The organism is Streptomyces sp. NPDC001373 (assembly GCF_042895815.1).
Taxonomy (GTDB): domain Bacteria; phylum Actinomycetota; class Actinomycetes; order Streptomycetales; family Streptomycetaceae; genus Streptomyces.
On sequence record NZ_JBIAWQ010000009.1, the window covers coordinates 93,545 to 109,849 of the forward strand.

At 71.2% G+C, this 16,305-nt stretch carries 15 protein-coding genes and 2 tRNA genes; 12 read left to right on the plus strand and 5 right to left on the minus strand.

The features are described 5' to 3' along the window. Positions 1-23: 23 nt before the first annotated feature. Complete coding sequence (locus tag ACFY15_RS21215; protein ID WP_390691062.1) at positions 24-830, plus strand: Fpg/Nei family DNA glycosylase; 807 nt, start codon at positions 24-26, stop codon at positions 828-830. 212 nt (positions 831-1,042) lie between these two features. Here the strand turns inward: ACFY15_RS21215 and ACFY15_RS21220 are convergent, their stop codons facing one another. Then, positions 1,043-2,275 (minus strand): GNAT family N-acetyltransferase, encoded by a 1,233-nt coding sequence (locus ACFY15_RS21220; protein ID WP_390691063.1) that lies wholly within the window; start codon positions 2,273-2,275, stop codon positions 1,043-1,045. A gap of 117 nt (positions 2,276-2,392) precedes the next feature. Between ACFY15_RS21220 and ACFY15_RS21225 the strand changes: the two genes are divergently transcribed. The 4 genes from ACFY15_RS21225 to ACFY15_RS21240 all read left to right on the plus strand — a co-directional run bounded on the left by ACFY15_RS21225 (position 2,393) and on the right by ACFY15_RS21240 (position 6,306). Next, entirely contained in the window at positions 2,393-3,538 is a 1,146-nt protein-coding gene (locus ACFY15_RS21225) for a PP2C family protein-serine/threonine phosphatase (RefSeq protein WP_390691064.1), read from the plus strand. Between the two features lie 562 nt (positions 3,539-4,100). Beyond that, a complete protein-coding gene (locus ACFY15_RS21230) occupies positions 4,101-5,489 on the plus strand; it encodes a pyridoxal phosphate-dependent decarboxylase family protein (RefSeq protein WP_390691065.1) in 1,389 nt (462 codons plus the stop codon). Continuing rightward, the gene (locus tag ACFY15_RS21235) at positions 5,486-5,947 is read left to right on the plus strand and encodes an HD domain-containing protein (RefSeq protein ID WP_390691066.1); all 462 of its coding nucleotides are present in this window, start codon (positions 5,486-5,488) and stop codon (positions 5,945-5,947) included. Before ACFY15_RS21230 ends, ACFY15_RS21235 begins: the two co-directional genes overlap by 4 nt. Positions 5,948-6,111: 164 nt before the next feature. Further along, positions 6,112-6,306 carry a hypothetical protein gene (locus ACFY15_RS21240; protein WP_390691067.1) on the plus strand — a complete coding sequence of 65 codons (195 nt, stop codon included), beginning with the start codon at positions 6,112-6,114 and terminating at the stop codon, positions 6,304-6,306. A gap of 104 nt (positions 6,307-6,410) precedes the next feature. Here ACFY15_RS21240 and ACFY15_RS21245 read toward each other — a convergent pair. Further along, positions 6,411-6,481 (minus strand) — tRNA-Gly (locus ACFY15_RS21245). Positions 6,482-6,659: 178 nt separating this feature from the next. Here ACFY15_RS21245 and ACFY15_RS21250 point away from each other — a divergent pair. The 6 genes from ACFY15_RS21250 to ACFY15_RS21275 all read left to right on the plus strand — a co-directional run bounded on the left by ACFY15_RS21250 (position 6,660) and on the right by ACFY15_RS21275 (position 11,818). Continuing rightward, positions 6,660-6,736, plus strand: a tRNA-Pro gene (locus ACFY15_RS21250). Positions 6,737-6,901: 165 nt separating this feature from the next. Then, a complete protein-coding gene (tig, locus tag ACFY15_RS21255) occupies positions 6,902-8,296 on the plus strand; it encodes a trigger factor (RefSeq protein WP_390691068.1) in 1,395 nt (464 codons plus the stop codon). Between the two features lie 276 nt (positions 8,297-8,572). Then, on the plus strand, positions 8,573-9,190 hold the full coding sequence (locus tag ACFY15_RS21260; RefSeq protein WP_390691069.1) for an ATP-dependent Clp protease proteolytic subunit: 618 nt from the start codon (positions 8,573-8,575) through the stop codon (positions 9,188-9,190). Between the two features lie 77 nt (positions 9,191-9,267). Continuing rightward, positions 9,268-9,936 (plus strand): ATP-dependent Clp protease proteolytic subunit, encoded by a 669-nt coding sequence (locus ACFY15_RS21265; RefSeq protein WP_390691070.1) that lies wholly within the window; start codon positions 9,268-9,270, stop codon positions 9,934-9,936. Positions 9,937-10,089: 153 nt separating this feature from the next. Then, positions 10,090-11,376 (plus strand): ATP-dependent Clp protease ATP-binding subunit ClpX, encoded by a 1,287-nt coding sequence (gene clpX, locus ACFY15_RS21270; RefSeq protein WP_030297265.1) that lies wholly within the window; start codon positions 10,090-10,092, stop codon positions 11,374-11,376. A 169-nt stretch (positions 11,377-11,545) separates the two neighbouring features. Continuing rightward, on the plus strand, positions 11,546-11,818 hold the full coding sequence (locus ACFY15_RS21275) for a hypothetical protein (protein WP_390691071.1): 273 nt from the start codon (positions 11,546-11,548) through the stop codon (positions 11,816-11,818). Positions 11,819-11,873: 55 nt separating this feature from the next. Here the strand turns inward: ACFY15_RS21275 and ACFY15_RS21280 are convergent, their stop codons facing one another. The 3 genes from ACFY15_RS21280 to ACFY15_RS21290 form a co-directional block, all read right to left on the minus strand. Next, entirely contained in the window at positions 11,874-12,569 is a 696-nt protein-coding gene (locus ACFY15_RS21280) for a hypothetical protein (RefSeq protein ID WP_390825932.1), read from the minus strand. 69 nt (positions 12,570-12,638) lie between these two features. Beyond that, on the minus strand, positions 12,639-12,809 hold the full coding sequence (locus ACFY15_RS21285; RefSeq protein WP_390825933.1) for a hypothetical protein: 171 nt from the start codon (positions 12,807-12,809) through the stop codon (positions 12,639-12,641). A gap of 92 nt (positions 12,810-12,901) precedes the next feature. Continuing rightward, on the minus strand, positions 12,902-13,531 hold the full coding sequence (locus ACFY15_RS21290; RefSeq protein ID WP_390691073.1) for a hypothetical protein: 630 nt from the start codon (positions 13,529-13,531) through the stop codon (positions 12,902-12,904). 98 nt (positions 13,532-13,629) lie between these two features. Here ACFY15_RS21290 and ACFY15_RS21295 point away from each other — a divergent pair, with 98 nt between their 5' ends. Next, a complete protein-coding gene (locus ACFY15_RS21295; RefSeq protein WP_390691074.1) occupies positions 13,630-16,251 on the plus strand; it encodes a valine--tRNA ligase in 2,622 nt (873 codons plus the stop codon). Positions 16,252-16,305: the final 54 nt, after the last annotated feature.

The following is a 16,305-nucleotide window of genomic DNA, read 5'->3' on the forward strand; positions in this document are numbered from 1 at the left end:
ACGAAGCGACGTAGGAGCAAGGCGTGCCCGAGGGCCATACGATCCACCGCCTCGCCCAGGACCACACCGAGCGCTTCGCCGCCCGCCCGGTCCGGGTCAGCAGCCCCCAGGGACGCTTCGCCGACAGCGCCGCCCTCCTCGACGGACGCGTGCTGGAGAGCGCCGAGGCGCACGGCAAGCACCTCTTCCTGGAACTCGGCGACGCCTGGATCCACATCCACCTCGGCCTCTTCGGCAAGCTCGGCTTCGGCCCCGCCCCGGCCCCGCCGGCCACCGACACGGTGCGGCTGCGCCTGCTGAACGACGACCACCACGCGGACCTGCGCGGACCCACCGCCTGCGCCCTGGTCACCGGGGCCGAGAAGAAGGCGATACACGACCGCCTGGGCCCGGACCCCCTGCGCCCGGCCGACGACCCCGCCCGCGCCTGGTCCCGCATCTCCCGCAGCCGCACGACCATCGCCGCCCTGCTGATGGACCAGAAGATCATCGCGGGCGTCGGCAACGTCTACCGCGCCGAGGTCCTCTTCCGGCACGGCATCGACCCCTACCGCCAGGGCAGGGACCTCACGCGCACCGAGTGGGACGCGATGTGGACCGACCTGGCCGAGCTGATGCGCGAGGGCGTCCGCAGGAACCGCATCGACACCGTCCGGGACGAACACCTCCCGGAGGCCATGGGCCGCCCGCCCCGCGTCGACGACCACGGCGGCGAGGTGTACGTCTACCGCCGGGCGACGCTCCCGTGCCACATCTGCGGCACGGAGATCCGCACGGCCGACCTCGCCGCCCGCAACCTCTTCTGGTGCCCCGCCTGCCAGCAGCGCTAGTGCTCTGACCGGAGAGGTTTGCCGGTTCGCGGCGTCCGGTGCGGTGCATCGCAAGGCGGAGGGCCACGACTCGTACCGGACGTACGCGTGGCCCGACAACGCGGCGAGGTGCCGTGCCGGGCGTCGTGAGGCGGTGAACCTTTCCGGCCAGAGCACTCAGCCGCGCGGCAGGGGGCCGCCGAGCCGGGCGGCCCCCTGTTTGCGGACCCGGGTCAGAAGCCGTGCGGGAGCCACGGGGCGACATCCCCCGCGAAGGCCCGCGAAGCCTCCCGCACCGCCCCCGGCCGGAGCTCCCGCACCCGGCCGGCCGCCGCGAGAGAGGCCAGCGTCACCCCGCCCAGGTACGCCGAGCCCAGGTCCCGCACGGACAGCGCCAGCTCCGCCGCGTCGTCGCTGCGCACGCACCGCGCCCCGGACCCGTCGGCCGTCAGCCGCCACCGCCCCGCGTTCCAGGGGCAGAACGCGTCCTCCACCTCCATCACGACGTCCACCGCGGCCCCGTACCCCCGCGCCTCCAGCGCCCCCGGCAGGTCCACCAGACGCAGGTGCAGCGCGTCCCGCTGCCGCGCCCGGATCCGGCGGACGTCGTTGACCAGATGCAGCAGCGGATCGTCCACCGGCCGCCCGTGCACCTGTACGTGCCAGGTCAGGTCGATCTCGAACAGGTACCGCCACAGCGCCGCGTACGCCGCCGGAACCACCGCGTTCACCTCGCCGACCAGCACCTTGCCGTCCGACCCGGTCGGCTCCCAGTCCGGCCGCACCCGATAGCGCGCGTAGCCGACGACCCGGCCCTCCGCGTCCTCCGCCACCACGCACTTCAGCGGCGACGCCCCCTGCCGCAGCGACTCCGGGTCCAGCAGCCCCTGCCGCTCCCACCCCGGCTGCCGGGCCGGCATCCCCGGCCGGCCCGGGACCAGGGCGGCGTACACCCGCTCGCAGTCCGCCAGCGCCTTCACCGGGTCCACGAGCCGCAGCCGCACCCCGTCCGTCCCCGGCGGCACGTCCAGCCGTACCCGGGTGGTGTCGATGTCGAACGACAGGGCGTGGGCGGCCGTGCCGTAGCCGAAGCGCCCGTAGATCTCCGGCTCCGAGGCCGTCAGCACGGCGACCGGCTCGCCGCCCGCCCGGACGTCGTCCAGCTGGCGCCGCATCATCGAGGTCAGCACGCCGCGCCTGCGATGGGTCGGCGCCACGCCGACCATGGTCACGCCCGCCGCCGGTACCACCGCCCCGCCCGGCACCGACAGCCGGAAACCGAACGCCCCGGCCGAACCGACGCAGGTCTCCCCGTCCCAGACGCCCAGCGAACGGTCGAACTCCGTCAGGGACCGGTAGAGCGACCGCTCCTCCGGCGATTCCGGCACGCCGCCGAACGCCAGTTCCAGATGGTCGTACCAGACATCCCACTCAGCAGCCTGCAATACGCGCGTATCAAGAGCCATGGGTCCATCCCTACCAGGGCAATACGGTCCGGTCGAACAGTTTTCGGGCGTGCGGGGACCGGCGGAACGGGGGTACCCCTGCGCGCACACAGCCGTGATGGATAGGGTCCCGATGCAATGGCCGGAGCACGTGTCGAGACGCTCGGGGCCCGGACGCGCATGCTGTCGCACCGGGCTCGCACCGCCCTGCGCAAATCCGCCGTCGACTACTTCCGCGGGGACGCCTCCGACTGGCTGGCCTTCGCCGGGCTCCTGCTGACGGTGCCCGCCTTCGCCTGCGGCACCCTGATGCTGCCCGTCTGGTTCTCCCCGTCGGTGCTCGTCCTGCCCATCGTGGCCGGCGGCCTGCTGCTGCGGCCCGCCAGCCTGCTCGGGCTCTACGCCGCCTCCGCGGCCGCCCTGATCGTCGAGGCCCTCGTCCTCGGCCCGTACACCGAGGGACCGGCCCGGGTCACCCCCGGAACCGTCCTCGTCGTCGCCGCCTGCGGCTTCTTCGGGCTGATCATCGCCCAGTTCCGCAGCCGCGTCGGGGTGCCCTGGCGGCGCGGCGGCACCATGCTCTTCGACCTGCGCGAACGCATCCGGGTGCAGAGCAAGCTGCCCGCCCTGCCACCGGGCTGGCACCGCGAGATGGCCCTGCGGCCCGCCGGCGGCCAGTCCTTCTCCGGGGACTTCGTCGTCGCCGCCCGCACCAACGGCGGGCGCACCCTGGAGGTCGTCCTCACCGACGTCTCCGGCAAGGGCATGGAGGCCGGCTCCCGGGCCCTCCTCCTCTCGGGCGCCTTCGGCGGCCTCCTCGGCGCCCTTCCGCCCCAGGACTTCCTGCCCGCCGCCAACGGCTACCTGCTCCGCCAGGACTGGGACGAGGGCTTCGCCACCTCCATCCACCTCGTCCTGGACCTGGAGACCGGCGACTACGAGCTCCTCTCGGCCGGCCACCTGCCCGCGCTCCAGCTGTCCGCCGGCACCGGCCGCTGGCAGGAGAAGTCCGGCGAGGGCCCGCTCCTGGGCGTCTACGACGGCGCCGAGTTCGAACCGGCCCGCGGCAGCCTCCGCCCCGGCGACGTCCTGATGCTCTTCACCGACGGCCTGGTCGAGACATCGGACCGCGAGATCAGCGAGGGCATCGACCGGCTGACGGGGGAGGCCGACCGGTACGTCGCGGCGGGCTGGGAGGGTGCGGCGTGGCACCTGATCGAAAAGGTGGCCAAGGACGTCAACGACGACCGAGCCCTCCTCCTGCTCCGCCGCGCCCCCTTCTGACCGCGCCCCACGCCTCCCCCCCCCGCCCGCCGCCCGCCGCCCCTGCGCCGGGGCGCCCCGCCTCTCGCCGCGCGGCTCGCGCGGCTCGGCGCCGGGGCGCCGCACCGGCTTCGCGGCGCTGATATCGCCGCTGCGCGGCAATCCCAGCCCGCGCGGCGTTTGAGCGCACCGGGCGCGGAGCGCCCGGAACGGGTCCGGGCGGCGCCCGGGGAACGGGGAAGGGCGGGGAGGGGACCGCTCCGCGCAGTGGCAAGCCGTCCGCCGCCCCGGCCCGGCAGGGATGCCGGCAGGCGGCGGCCGCCGGCCCCGCCGCGCAGTCGGATCGTGCCCTGGCTCCGGTCGGACCGGGCCCCTCCACCGGCGCCCCGGCTTCGGTCGGACCGGCGCCGCCGCGGCGTCGGCCCGGGCCCCGGCGCGGACCGGCCGCCCCCGCGGGGGCGGTGCCCCGCGCCCCGGCCCGCCGCACCCCCCGCGGGAGCGGGCCGGCAGGGCCGCCGTGGTCCGGGCCACTGCGTGGCGATTGGCACGTTTCCCCCGCCCCCGCCGGGGTTACCGTCCGCGCATGGACGCCACGCTCGCCGCCGATCTCGCCCGTCTCCCCGCCCTCCTCGACGCCACCCGGCACGCCGCCGTCGAGGCCCTCGAAGCACTGGACGGGCGGCCCGTCGTGCCGGTGCAGGACGGGCCGCCGCACCCCCGTCCCCTCCCCGCGCACGGCTCCGGCGCCGAGGCCGCGCTCGCCGACTTCCGGGCCCGCTGGGAGCCGCTGCTCTCCGCCTCCGCCGGCCCCCGCTACCTCGGCTTCGTCACCGGCGGAGCCACCCCCGCCGCCCTCGCGGGGGACTGGCTGACCGCGGTCCACGACCAGAACTCCAACTCCGCCATGGACGGCGCCGGCCAGCACCTGGAACGCGAGACCGTCGCCTGGCTGCGCGAGCTCTTCGGGCTCTCCGGCGCCCACACGGGCACCTTCGTCAGCGGCGCCACCCTGTCCAACACCGTCGGCCTCGCCATCGCCCGGGAGTGGCTCGGCGAGCGCCTCGGCGTCTCCCCGGCCCAGGACGGCGTGAGCGCCCTCGGCCCCGTCCGCGTCCTGTCCGGCGCCCCGCACTCCTCCGTCGCCAAGGCCCTCTCCGTCCTCGGCCTCGGCCGCGCCGCGCTCGTCCCGGTGCCCACCCTGCCCGGCCGCGAGGCCGTCGACCCCGCCGCCCTGGACCGCGCCCTCGCCGACACCCCCGGCCCGGCCGTCGTCGTCGCCAACGCCGGCACCGTCAACACCGTCGACTTCGACGACCTCCGGACCGTCGCCGCGCTCAAGGACCGCCACGACTTCTGGCTGCACACCGACGCCGCCTTCGGCGCCTTCGCGGCCCTCTCCCCGGAGCACGCCCACCTCACCGAGGGCCTCGACGCCTCCGACTCCGTCTGCGTCGACCTGCACAAGTGGCTCAACGTCCCCTACGACAGCGCCGTCCAGTTCACCCGCCGCCGCGACCTCCAGACCCGGGTCTTCGCCAACTCCGCCGCCTACCTCGGCCCCCTCGGGCCCGACCCCGACCTGGTCCACCTCACCCCGGAGAACTCCCACCGGCTGCGGGCCCTGGCCGCCTGGTTCACCCTGCGCGCCTACGGCCGCGAGGGCCACCGCGAGATCGTCGAACGGGACACCGCCTGCGCCCGCGAGCTCGGCGAGATCCTCGGCCGCGACCCGGCCCTGCGCCTGCTCGCCCCCGTCCGCCTCAACGTCGTCTGCTTCACCCTCGCCCAGGACCCCACCCCCGAACGGCTGGCCGCCCTGCGCGCGGCCGTCTCAGCCGAGGTCTTCGTGACCCCCACCGTCCTCGGGGGAACCCCCGCCCTGCGCGCCGCGTTCTCCAACTGGCGTACGACGCCGGCCGACGTGCGCCGGGCCACCGAGGCCCTGCGCAGGGCAGCGAAGGAGATCGCATGACGGACCGGAACCGCTTCCTCAGCCTCGCCGAGGTCGAGGCCCTGGCCCGCTCGGCGCACGAGGGGCAGACCGACAAGGCCGGCCGGCCCTACGCCGAACACCTCGCGGCCGTGGCCGAGGGCGTCCGCCTGCGCGGCGGCAGCCCGGACCAGCAGGCCGCCGCCTGGCTGCACGACTCCGTCGAGGACGACGCGCTCAGCGACGGGCAGCTGGCGGCGGCCGCCCTGCCCCAGGAGGTCAAGGACATGGTCCTGGCGCTCACCAAGCGCCCTGGAGAACCGCTCGAGGAGTACACCGCCCGCATCCTCGCCACGCCCGGGGCCGTCCTCGTCAAGGAGGCCGACCTCGCGCACAACGCGGATCCCGTACGCCTCTCCGTGCTGGACGCCCCCACCCGCGACCGGCTGACCGCGAAGTACGCCCGCGTCCGCTCCCTCCTCGGCATCACCGCCCCATGACCCCGAAACGTGCCCGGTTCATGTCCGATTGGCGGGAAATACATGTTGTCGATTCGTCACGGGGCGGATAGGAGGGCCCGGTTGGTGGGAGGATGGTCCATGTGGGGGTGTGCACGGGCGTGACCCCCGGGCCGACCAGGGGACGACCGAAGGTGTGATCAGAAGTGGCCATTTCGCTGTCAGTGGTGGTTCTGTTGGCGGTCATCCTGGTGATCCTGATCCGCGGCAAGCACATGAAGGCGGGCCCGGCGATCGTCGCCGTCCTCTTCGGCTTCTTCCTGGCGTCCAGCTCCATCGCCCCGGACGTCAACCGCTTCCTGAGCTCCCTCGCCGACACCATCGCAGGCATCAAACTCTGAGGTCCGGGGCCCGCCGTCCCGGCTCCGCGCATCCGGGACGGCGCCGCACAACGCGTCAGGGCCGGGCCGAGGAGACGTCCTCGACCCGGCCCTGAGCCGTACAGAGCGGGTGACGGGAATCGAACCCGCGTAGCTAGTTTGGAAGACTAGGGCTCTACCATTGAGCTACACCCGCAGCGCGCGCCGCAGGTCCGAGGACCGCGGCAACGGACAGCATCCTAGCGGGTCGCACCGGGGGAGTGCACACCGCTTCCGAGTGCCGTGTCCCCGCCCGCGACGCGCTCGCGTGCGCCCGGCGGGAAAACAGGGGGCGTCGGAGGGTTTTCGGGCGTGTACCCTACGTGTCGCACCGACGGGGTGTGGCGCAGCTTGGTAGCGCGTCCGCTTTGGGAGCGGAAGGTCGTCGGTTCGAATCCGGCCACCCCGACCACCAGCAGTGCCACCACGAAGATCGCGTTGTGGGCTGATTGCCGCTTGCGGTTACTATGCAAGCTGCGTGCCCGTGTGTCTGATGTACCGGGCCGAATCCGCCGAGGCCGCTGAACAGCAGCGTTCCGGCAGAACCCCCAGCAGTCAGCCACAAGGAGACCGAACCGTGAAGAGCGCCGTGGAGACCCTGAACCCGACTCGGGTTCGGCTCACTGTCGAGGTGCCCTTCGAGGAGCTCAAGGACAGCCTCGACGCGGCGTACAAGAAGATCAACCAGCAGGTCACGGTGAAGGGCTTCCGCAAGGGCAAGATCCCGGCCCGCGTCATCGACCAGCGCTTCGGCCGCGGTGCGGTGCTGGAGGAGGCCGTCAACGACGCCCTCCCGAAGTTCTACACCGAGGCGGTCAACGAGGCCGACCTGAACCCGCTGGGCCAGCCCGAGGTCGACATCACCGAGCTGAAGGACGGCGAGCTGCTGGCCTTCACCGCCGAGGTCGACGTCCGCCCCGAGATCGAGATCCCGGACTACTCCGGCATCGAGGTCGAGGTCGACGCCATCGAGGTCTCGGACGAGGACGTCGAGAAGTCGGTCGAGCAGCTGCGCAGCCGCTTCGCGTCCACCAAGGACGTCGAGCGCGCCGCCGCCGAGGGTGACGTCGTCACCATCGACCTCGAGGCCAAGGTCGACGGGGAGGTCCTCGAGGACGGTGTCGCCACCGACGTCTCCTACACCATCGGCTCGGGCGAGCTCCTCGACGGCATCGACGAGGCCGTCAAGGGCCTCGAGGCCGGCGGCGAGGCCACCTTCACCTCGCAGCTGAAGGGCGGCTCCGCCGAGGGCAAGGACGCCGAGGTCACCGTCAAGGTCTCCAAGGTCTCCGCCCGTGAGCTGCCGGAGCTGGACGACGAGTTCGCCCAGATGGCGAGCGAGTTCGACACGCTCGACGAGCTCAAGGCCGACAGCCGCAAGCGCCTCGAGAACATGAAGCAGTACGACCAGGCCACCCAGGCCCAGGAGCGCGTGCTGGAGAAGTTCCTCGAGCTCGCCGAGATCCCCGTCCCGGAGAAGCTCCTCGAGGACGAGGTCAACACCCGCAAGCACAACCTCGAGCACCACCAGCTCGGCCAGATGGGCCTGAACCTCGAGAAGTTCCTCGAGATCCAGGGCAAGACGGTCGAGGAGTTCGACGCCGAGACCCGCGAGCAGGCCGTCAAGGGCATCAAGACCCAGTTCCTGCTGGACGCCCTGGTCAACAAGGAGAAGCTGGGCGTCAACCAGGAGGAGCTCACCGAGCACCTCATGCGCCGCGCGCAGTCCTCCGGCATGTCCCCCGACCAGTTCGCCCAGGCCGTCGTCGAGGGCGGCCAGGTCCCGATGCTGGTCGGCGAGGTCGCCCGCGGCAAGGCCCTCGCGGTCGTCGTCGAGGCCGCCAAGGTCGTCGACACCAACGGTGAGGTCATCGACCTGTCCGACGACGAGGACGAGGTCGAGACGGCCGCCGAGGTCGTCGAGGCCGCCGTCGAGGGTGACGACGAGGCGAAGGCCGACGAGGCCGAGTAACACCCCGGGCGAAGCCCGCTGAGCAGTGCCGTGAAGGGCCCGTACACAGGCGTGTACGGGCCCTTCCGCGCGCCCCCGGAAGGCCCCCGGGAGCTTGCGCTCCGAGCGAACAGTTCGGGAAGCGGGATGGCGTTGTCCGACCTGCGCGTTAGGGTCCATGAATACGAGGGCACGGGACTACCCCTGGCCGGCGGCGCATCGCACCACCGGCCGGTCCGCGCCCCAGAACGAGACGCTGAGACGGCATGTGGCCGTCGGAGACGAGCAGGTGGATACGTGACGAATCTGAAGCCTTACGCCGCGGGTGAGCCGTCCATCGGTGGCGGCCTCGGCGACCATGTCTACAACCGGCTGCTCGGCGAGCGCATCATCTTCCTCGGCCAGCAGGTCGACGACGAGATCGCCAACAAGATCACCGCGCAGCTCCTCCTCCTGGCGGCGGACCCGGAGAAGGACATCTACCTGTACATCAACAGCCCCGGCGGCTCGGTGACGGCCGGCATGGCGATCTACGACACCATGCAGTTCATCCCGAACGACGTCGTCACCATCGGCATGGGCATGGCCGCGTCCATGGGCCAGTTCCTGCTGACCGGCGGCACCGCGGGCAAGCGCTTCGCGCTCCCGAACACCGACATCCTGATGCACCAGGGCTCCGCCGGCATCGGCGGCACCGCGTCGGACATCAAGATCCAGGCCCAGTACCTGCTGCGCACCAAGCAGCGCATGGCCGAGATCACCGCCCACCACTCGGGCCAGACCGTCGAGGCGATCATCCGCGACGGCGACCGCGACCGCTGGTTCACCGCCGAGGAGGCCAAGGAGTACGGCCTCATCGACGACATCATCGCGGCCGCGTCCCTCGCTCCGGGCGGCGGCGGCACCGGGGCCTGACCGTCCCGGGCCCGGCGTACGGCCCCGTACGCCCGCAGGCCGCTCCAGGCAACCCCAGCCCGCTGAACGCCACCAGGATGGTGAACACCCAGATGCAGAACAACTTCTCCGCGAGCGGCCTCTACTCCGGCCCGCAGGTGGACAACCGCTACGTCGTCCCGCGCTTCGTCGAGCGCACCTCGCAGGGCGTGCGCGAGTACGACCCGTACGCGAAGCTCTTCGAGGAGCGCGTGATCTTCCTCGGCGTGCAGATCGACGACGCCTCCGCCAACGACGTCATGGCCCAGCTGCTGTGCCTGGAGTCGATGGACCCGGACCGCGACATCTCGATCTACATCAACAGCCCCGGCGGCTCCTTCACGGCGCTGACGGCCATCTACGACACGATGCAGTTCGTGAAGCCCGACATCCAGACGGTCTGCATGGGCCAGGCGGCCTCCGCCGCCGCGGTCCTGCTCGCCGCCGGCACCCCGGGCAAGCGCATGGCCCTCCCGAACGCCCGCGTGCTGATCCACCAGCCGTCCGGCGGCACCGGCCGTGAGCAGCTCTCCGACCTGGAGATCGCGGCCAACGAGATCCTGCGCATGCGCGACCAGCTGGAGACCATGCTGGCCAAGCACTCGACCACGCCGATCGAGAAGATCCGCGACGACATCGAGCGCGACAAGATCCTCACGGCCGAGGAGGCGCTGGCCTACGGGCTGATCGACCAGATCGTCTCGACCCGCAAGATGAACGCGGCCTGATCCTTGCTGTCAGTTGGCGTGGCCGCACCGCAGGATTCTGCGATGTGAACCGCGTCAAGGGGGCCCCGTACGGGGCCCCCGGCAAGGTACCGTCGGATATGAGGCACCAGGAGCGCTGAACCAAGCGTCTCCCAGGCGAAGGGGAAGCACCTCGTGGCACGCATCGGTGACGGCGGCGACCTGCTCAAGTGCTCGTTCTGCGGGAAGAGCCAGAAGCAGGTGAAGAAGCTCATCGCAGGACCCGGTGTGTACATCTGCGACGAGTGCATCGACCTCTGCAACGAGATCATCGAAGAGGAACTCGCGGAGACCTCCGAGGTCCGGTGGGAGGAACTCCCCAAGCCCCGTGAGATCTACGAGTTCCTGGAGAGCTACGTCGTCGGCCAGGAGCCGGCGAAGAAGGCGCTCTCGGTGGCGGTCTACAACCACTACAAGCGCGTCCAGGCCGGCGAGAACGGCGGCGCGCAGGGCCGTGACGACGCGATCGAGCTCGCGAAGTCCAACATCCTGCTGCTGGGCCCCACGGGCTCGGGCAAGACCCTGCTCGCCCAGACGCTGGCCCGCATGCTGAACGTCCCGTTCGCCATCGCCGACGCGACGGCGCTGACGGAGGCCGGGTACGTCGGCGAGGACGTGGAGAACATCCTCCTCAAGCTGATCCAGGCGGCCGACTACGACGTCAAGAAGGCCGAGACCGGGATCATCTACATCGACGAGATCGACAAGGTCGCCCGCAAGAGCGAGAACCCTTCGATCACGCGCGACGTCTCGGGCGAGGGCGTGCAGCAGGCCCTCCTCAAGATCCTGGAGGGCACGACGGCGTCGGTCCCGCCGCAGGGCGGCCGCAAGCACCCGCACCAGGAGTTCATCCAGATCGACACGACGAACGTGCTCTTCATCGTGGGCGGCGCCTTCGCCGGCCTGGAGAAGATCATCGAGTCGCGCGCGGGCGCCAAGGGCATCGGCTTCGGGGCGACGATCCGTTCGAAGCGGGAGATCGAGGCGAGCGACCAGTTCCAGGAGGTCATGCCGGAGGACCTGGTGAAGTTCGGGATGATCCCCGAGTTCATCGGCCGTCTGCCCGTCATCACCTCGGTCCACAACCTGGACCGCGAGGCGCTCCTCCAGATCCTGGTCGAGCCGCGCAACGCGCTGGTGAAGCAGTACCAGCGGCTGTTCGAACTCGACGGCGTGGAACTGGACTTCGAGCGCGAGGCCCTGGAGGCCATCGCGGACCAGGCCATCCTCCGCCAGACGGGCGCGCGCGGTCTGCGCGCCATCATGGAAGAGGTCCTGATGTCGGTGATGTACGAGGTCCCGTCCCGCAAGGACGTGGCCCGCGTGGTCATCACGGCGGACGTGGTCCGCTCGAACGTCAACCCGACCCTCGTCCCCCGCATCGTCCCGAAGGACCAGGGCCCGCAGGAGAAATCAGCGTAGCCGCAGGCTTGTTGCACGCAGAAGGGGCGCTCCGATCGGGAGCGCCCCTCTTCGCATTTAGGACTACCTTCACCGTTAATCGGACAAAGATTCTATTTGATCTGGCGTGGGGTCCGCTTCCTTGATCGACTGCATCGCGACATCGTCATCTATGGAGGGGGAGCAAGGCATGAAGAAGAAGCGCGCAGGAGGAGTTCTGGCGGCGGTATTCGTCGCTGCCGCACTGCCGATGGTGGCGGCTTCGCCCGCCTCGGCCGATCAGGGTGATTGTCAGTATTCCCTGCATGAAGCGGGCTACAACATCGGCCCGAAGGTGGAGGCTGCGTGCAAGCTGGGCGCCGACTTCAATCCCGGGGCCTACCCTGCGTGTTACTTCGGCCTGATCAACATCGGGGTCAGGATCGGCGATGCAGGTAATGCGTGTTCCGCGGCGCAAAACTGATGCAGCTGCGGCCGGCCGGCGCGGTGACATGCGCGCTGGCCGGCCGCCGAGTTGATCAGGCCCTGACGCGGGCGGTGTTGTAGAGCTTCGCGGCGAAGTCCGCGTCCTGCTCCAGGGTGTAGCCCGGCTTGCCGGTGAGGAGGGCGGCCACGTCGGTGGAGGTGACCGTGGCCAGGGTGCTGTAGTCGGCCCAGATGCAGACCGGGACCGTCGCCTCCTTGGGGCCCTTGGCAGAGGGGTCCTTCGAGGTGGCCTTGACCTCCTGGCACTTCATGACGGCGCCCTTGAACCCGGCGGGGGTCATCTCCTTCGGGCTGCCGATCAGCTGAACGTCCGTCTTGCCGTCCTTGGAGAGCTTCAGCTTGGCCATGGCGAAGTACCCGTCAACGGTCTTCTCCGGGTCGGCGATGTCGCCGTAGAGGCCGTTGAAGCTGATGACCTTGAGGGTGAGCGGGTTCTTCTGGTCGCCGGACACGTAGTCCATGCCCACCGAGGAGGCGTTCTTGATGCCGGCGGCCTCGGCCTCCTGCTTGTCCTTGTCGGTGAAGGCCTTCGGCTGGTACTTCGGGTCCTTCTGGAACTCACCGACCGACTCCGGCGCGACCAGCTTGTAGCCCTTCGTGGCGTCTGAGACGCCGCCCGCGCCGCCGCCCAGGAACCACCAGCCGGCGCCGCCGATGACGGCGACGGCCGCGACCACCGCGATGACCGGGCCCGCCTTGGACTTCTTCGGGGGCGTCGGCGGGGGCATGTAGCCCTGCTGCGGGGGCTGCTGGTAGCCGTACGCGGGCTGTGGGGGCTGCTGCGGGTAGCCGCCCTGCTAGGGGAAGGCCGGCGGGGGCGGCGGCGGGGGCGGGGTCTGCTGGGGGTAGCCGTAGCCCGGCTGCGGGGCGGGCTGGCCGTAGGGGTTCGGCGGCGGCGGGGGCTGCTGCCCGTAGGGACCCGGCTGCTGCGGCTGCTGGCCGTACGGCCCTGGCTGGTTGTAACTCATCCCGAGTCCCCCTGTGAGGTTCCTTATCCGTTTCACACATCCTGGCGGAAGGCCTGTTCGGCCGGGGCATCGGGGTCCGGGCCGTTACCGAATCACGACCGCGCCGGGACTTCCATCGCCGCCCGCAGGGCGCGGGTCTGCGCGGCCAGGGCCCCGATCGCCACCGGCGCGTTCTCGACCGGGACGCTGACCGTCACCAGCGAGCTGTGGTCGGCCCACATGCACAGCGCCACCGGCCCCGCCCCGGAAGCCAGGGTCCCGCACTGTATCGCCCCGCCCGCCGGCGTGCCCGCGTCCTGCGGGGCGGTCCCGTCGGCGCCCATCTCGTGGAGGCCGCGGACGAGGACGTGGCCGGGGTCGTCGTCCGTGAAGGCGCCCGCGGCCCCGCTGACCACCAGCTGCGCGGTCCCCGCCTGGTCGGCGTAGACCACGGCCACCGGGGCGGTGCCCTCCTTCGGGGCGCCCTGGCCCCGCTTGATCGCGTCCACCCGCGGCCCGGTCTCCTGGAGGGCCAGCCCCTGGAAGGACGCGGGCGGGGCCAGCCGGTACCGGCCGGCGTCCCCGGGCCCGGCGAGGGCCGCGTTCACGGCCCACCTGCCGAGGAACGCCCCCGCCGCGAGCACCAGTACGGTCCCGGCCGTACTGATGAAGCGCCTGCGCCTGCGCCGTGCCGCCGATACGGGCTGGTAGGGGAGGGCTGCGGGCGGGTCGATCTCGTTCATGGGCGCATGAGACGTCCCCGTACCGGCCGGGGTCAACGGCAGCGCCCCCGGTGGAATGGATTCGTGACGCGGGCGGGGCCCGCCGTATCCTGTGCCCCGTGACCGAGAACACGCAGACACCCAGTGCCCCCAACTCCGAACTGCCGACCCAGTACGCGCCGGCCGAGGTAGAGGGGAAGCTCTACGAGCGCTGGGTAGAGCGTGGCTACTTCACCGCGGACGCCGCGAGCGAGAAGCCCGCGTACACCATCGTCATCCCGCCGCCGAACGTCACCGGCTCGCTCCACCTGGGCCACGCCTTCCAGCACACGCTCATGGACGCCCTCACCCGCCGCAAGCGCATGCAGGGCTACGAGTCGCTGTGGCTGCCCGGCATGGACCACGCCGGCATCGCCACCCAGAACAAGGTCGAGCAGCAGCTCGCCGAGGAGGGCAAGTCCCGCCACGACCTGGGCCGCGAGGAGTTCGTCGACCGGGTCTGGCAGTGGAAGGAAGAGTACGGCGGCAAGATCCTCGGCCAGATGCGCCGCCTCGGCGACGGCGTCGACTGGTCGCGCGAGCGCTTCACCATGGACGAGGGCCTGTCCAAGGCCGTCCAGACCATCTTCAAGAAGCTCTACGACGACGAGCTGATCTACCGCGCCGAGCGCATCATCAACTGGTGCCCGCGCTGCCTCACGGCCATCTCCGACATCGAGGTGGAGTACCAGGAGGACGCCGGCGAGCTGGTCTCCATCAAGTACGGCGAGGGCGAGGACACCCTCGTCGTCGCCACCACCCGCGCCGAGACGATGCTCGGTGACACGGCCATCGCCGTCCACCCGGACGACGAGCGCTACAAGCACCTGGTCGGCAAGCTCATCAAGCTGCCGCTCACCGACCGCTCGATCCCGGTCGTCGCGGACACGCACGTCGACCCCGAGTTCGGCACCGGCTGCGTCAAGGTGACGCCCGCCCACGACCCGAACGACTTCGCCATCGGGCAGCGCCACGGCCTGCCCAACATGACGATCATGGACGAGCACGGTGTCATCACCGTCCACGGCCCCTTCCTCGGCCTGGACCGGTTCGAGGCCCGGTCCGCCGTCGTCGGCGCCCTGCGCCAGCAGGGCCGGATCGTCGCCGAGAAGCGTCCGTACCTGCACTCCGTCGGGCACTGCTCGCGCTGCAGCACGACGATCGAGCCCCGCCTGTCCCTCCAGTGGTGGGTCAAGGTCGAGACCCTCGCCAAGAACGCCGGTGACGCGGTCCGCGACGGCCGGGTCAAGATCCACCCCCAGGAGATGGAGCGGCGCTACTTCGACTGGGTCGACAACCTCAACGACTGGTGCATCTCCCGCCAGCTGTGGTGGGGCCACCGCATCCCGGTCTGGTACGGCCCGGACGGCGAGGTCGTCTGCGTCGGCCCCGACGACGAGACGCCGACGGGCGAGGGCTGGACCCAGGACACCGACGTCCTCGACACCTGGTTCTCCTCCGGCCTGTGGCCCTTCTCCACCCTCGGCTGGCCGGAGAAGACCCCGGACCTGGCGAAGTTCTACTCCACCGACGTCCTGCTCACCGGCCACGACATCATCTTCTTCTGGGTCGCCCGGATGATGATGTTCGGTCTGTACGCGATGGACGGCGAGGTCCCGTTCAAGACCATCGCCCTGACCGGCCTGGTCCGCGACGAGCGCGGCAAGAAGATGTCGAAGTCCTTCGGCAACGTCGTCGACCCGCTGGACTGGATGGACAAGTACGGCTCCGACGCCGTCCGTTTCACCCTGGCCAAGGGCGCCAACCCCGGCACCGACGTCCCGATCGGCGAGGACTGGGTCCAGGCCTCTCGCAACTTCGCCAACAAGATCTGGAACGCCACCCGCTTCGCGCTGATGAACGGCGCGACGATCGAGGGCGAGCTGCCGTCGGTCGAGAAGATGTCGGCGACCGACCGCTGGATCCTGTCGCGTCTGAACAAGACCGTCGCGCAGGTCGACGCGTACTACGAGGACTTCCAGTTCTCGAAGCTGAGCGAGGCCCTGTACCACTTCGCGTGGGACGAGGTCTTCGACTGGTACGTCGAGCTCTCGAAGACGACCTTCTTCGCGGGCGGCGAGGGCGCACAGGTCTCCGGCCGGGTCCTCGGCGAGGTCCTGGACACCATGCTGCGCCTGCTGCACCCGGTCGTCCCGTTCGTCACCGAGACGCTGTGGACCACCCTCACGGGCGGCGAGTCCCTCGTGGTCGCCGACTGGCCGAAGGACAGTGGCTTCCGCGACGAGGCCGCCGAGGCGGAGATCGAGAACCTCCAGGCCGTCGTCACCGAGGTCCGCCGCTTCCGTGCCGACCAGGGTCTGCAGCCCGGCCAGAAGGTCCCGGCCCGCCTGGACCTGGCCGGTACGCCGCTCGCCGCGCACGAGGGGGCCATCCGTCAGCTGTTGCGCCTCCAGCCGGAGGGCGAGGGCTTCAGCGCCACCGCCACCCTGCCGGTCGCCGGCGCCACGGTCGCCCTCGACCTGTCCGGCACCATCGACGTGGCCGCCGAGCGGGGGCGCCTCTCCAAGGACCTCGGCGCCGCCGAGAAGGAGAAGCAGCAGGCCGAGGCGAAGCTCGGGAACGAGGCCTTCCTGGCCAAGGCCCCCGACAACGTCGTGGACAAGATCAAGGGCCGGCTGGCCAAGGCCGAGGCGGACATCGCCAGGATCCAGGCGCAGCTGGACGCCCTGCCCGCCGCCTAGCGGTCCGCGGAGCACCCGGTGACAGGCCCCCACCCGCCCGGTGGGGGCCTTTCC

Bases quoted from the DNA above. Each gene is read 5' to 3' on its own strand.
- ACFY15_RS21220 (WP_390691063.1), bottom strand. From the start codon at position 2,275: ATGGCTCTTGATACGCGCGTATTGCAGGCTGCTGAGTGGGATGTCTGG.
- ACFY15_RS21225 (WP_390691064.1), top strand. From the start codon at position 2,393: ATGGCCGGAGCACGTGTCGAGACGCTCGGGGCCCGGACGCGCATGCTG.
- ACFY15_RS21230 (WP_390691065.1), top strand. From the start codon at position 4,101: ATGGACGCCACGCTCGCCGCCGATCTCGCCCGTCTCCCCGCCCTCCTC.
- ACFY15_RS21235 (WP_390691066.1), top strand. From the start codon at position 5,486: ATGACGGACCGGAACCGCTTCCTCAGCCTCGCCGAGGTCGAGGCCCTG.
- ACFY15_RS21265 (WP_390691070.1), top strand. From the start codon at position 9,268: ATGGTGAACACCCAGATGCAGAACAACTTCTCCGCGAGCGGCCTCTAC.
- ACFY15_RS21275 (WP_390691071.1), top strand. From the start codon at position 11,546: ATGAAGAAGAAGCGCGCAGGAGGAGTTCTGGCGGCGGTATTCGTCGCT.
- ACFY15_RS21280 (WP_390825932.1), bottom strand. From the start codon at position 12,569: ATGCCCCCGCCGACGCCCCCGAAGAAGTCCAAGGCGGGCCCGGTCATC.
- ACFY15_RS21285 (WP_390825933.1), bottom strand. From the start codon at position 12,809: ATGAGTTACAACCAGCCAGGGCCGTACGGCCAGCAGCCGCAGCAGCCG.
- ACFY15_RS21290 (WP_390691073.1), bottom strand. From the start codon at position 13,531: ATGAACGAGATCGACCCGCCCGCAGCCCTCCCCTACCAGCCCGTATCG.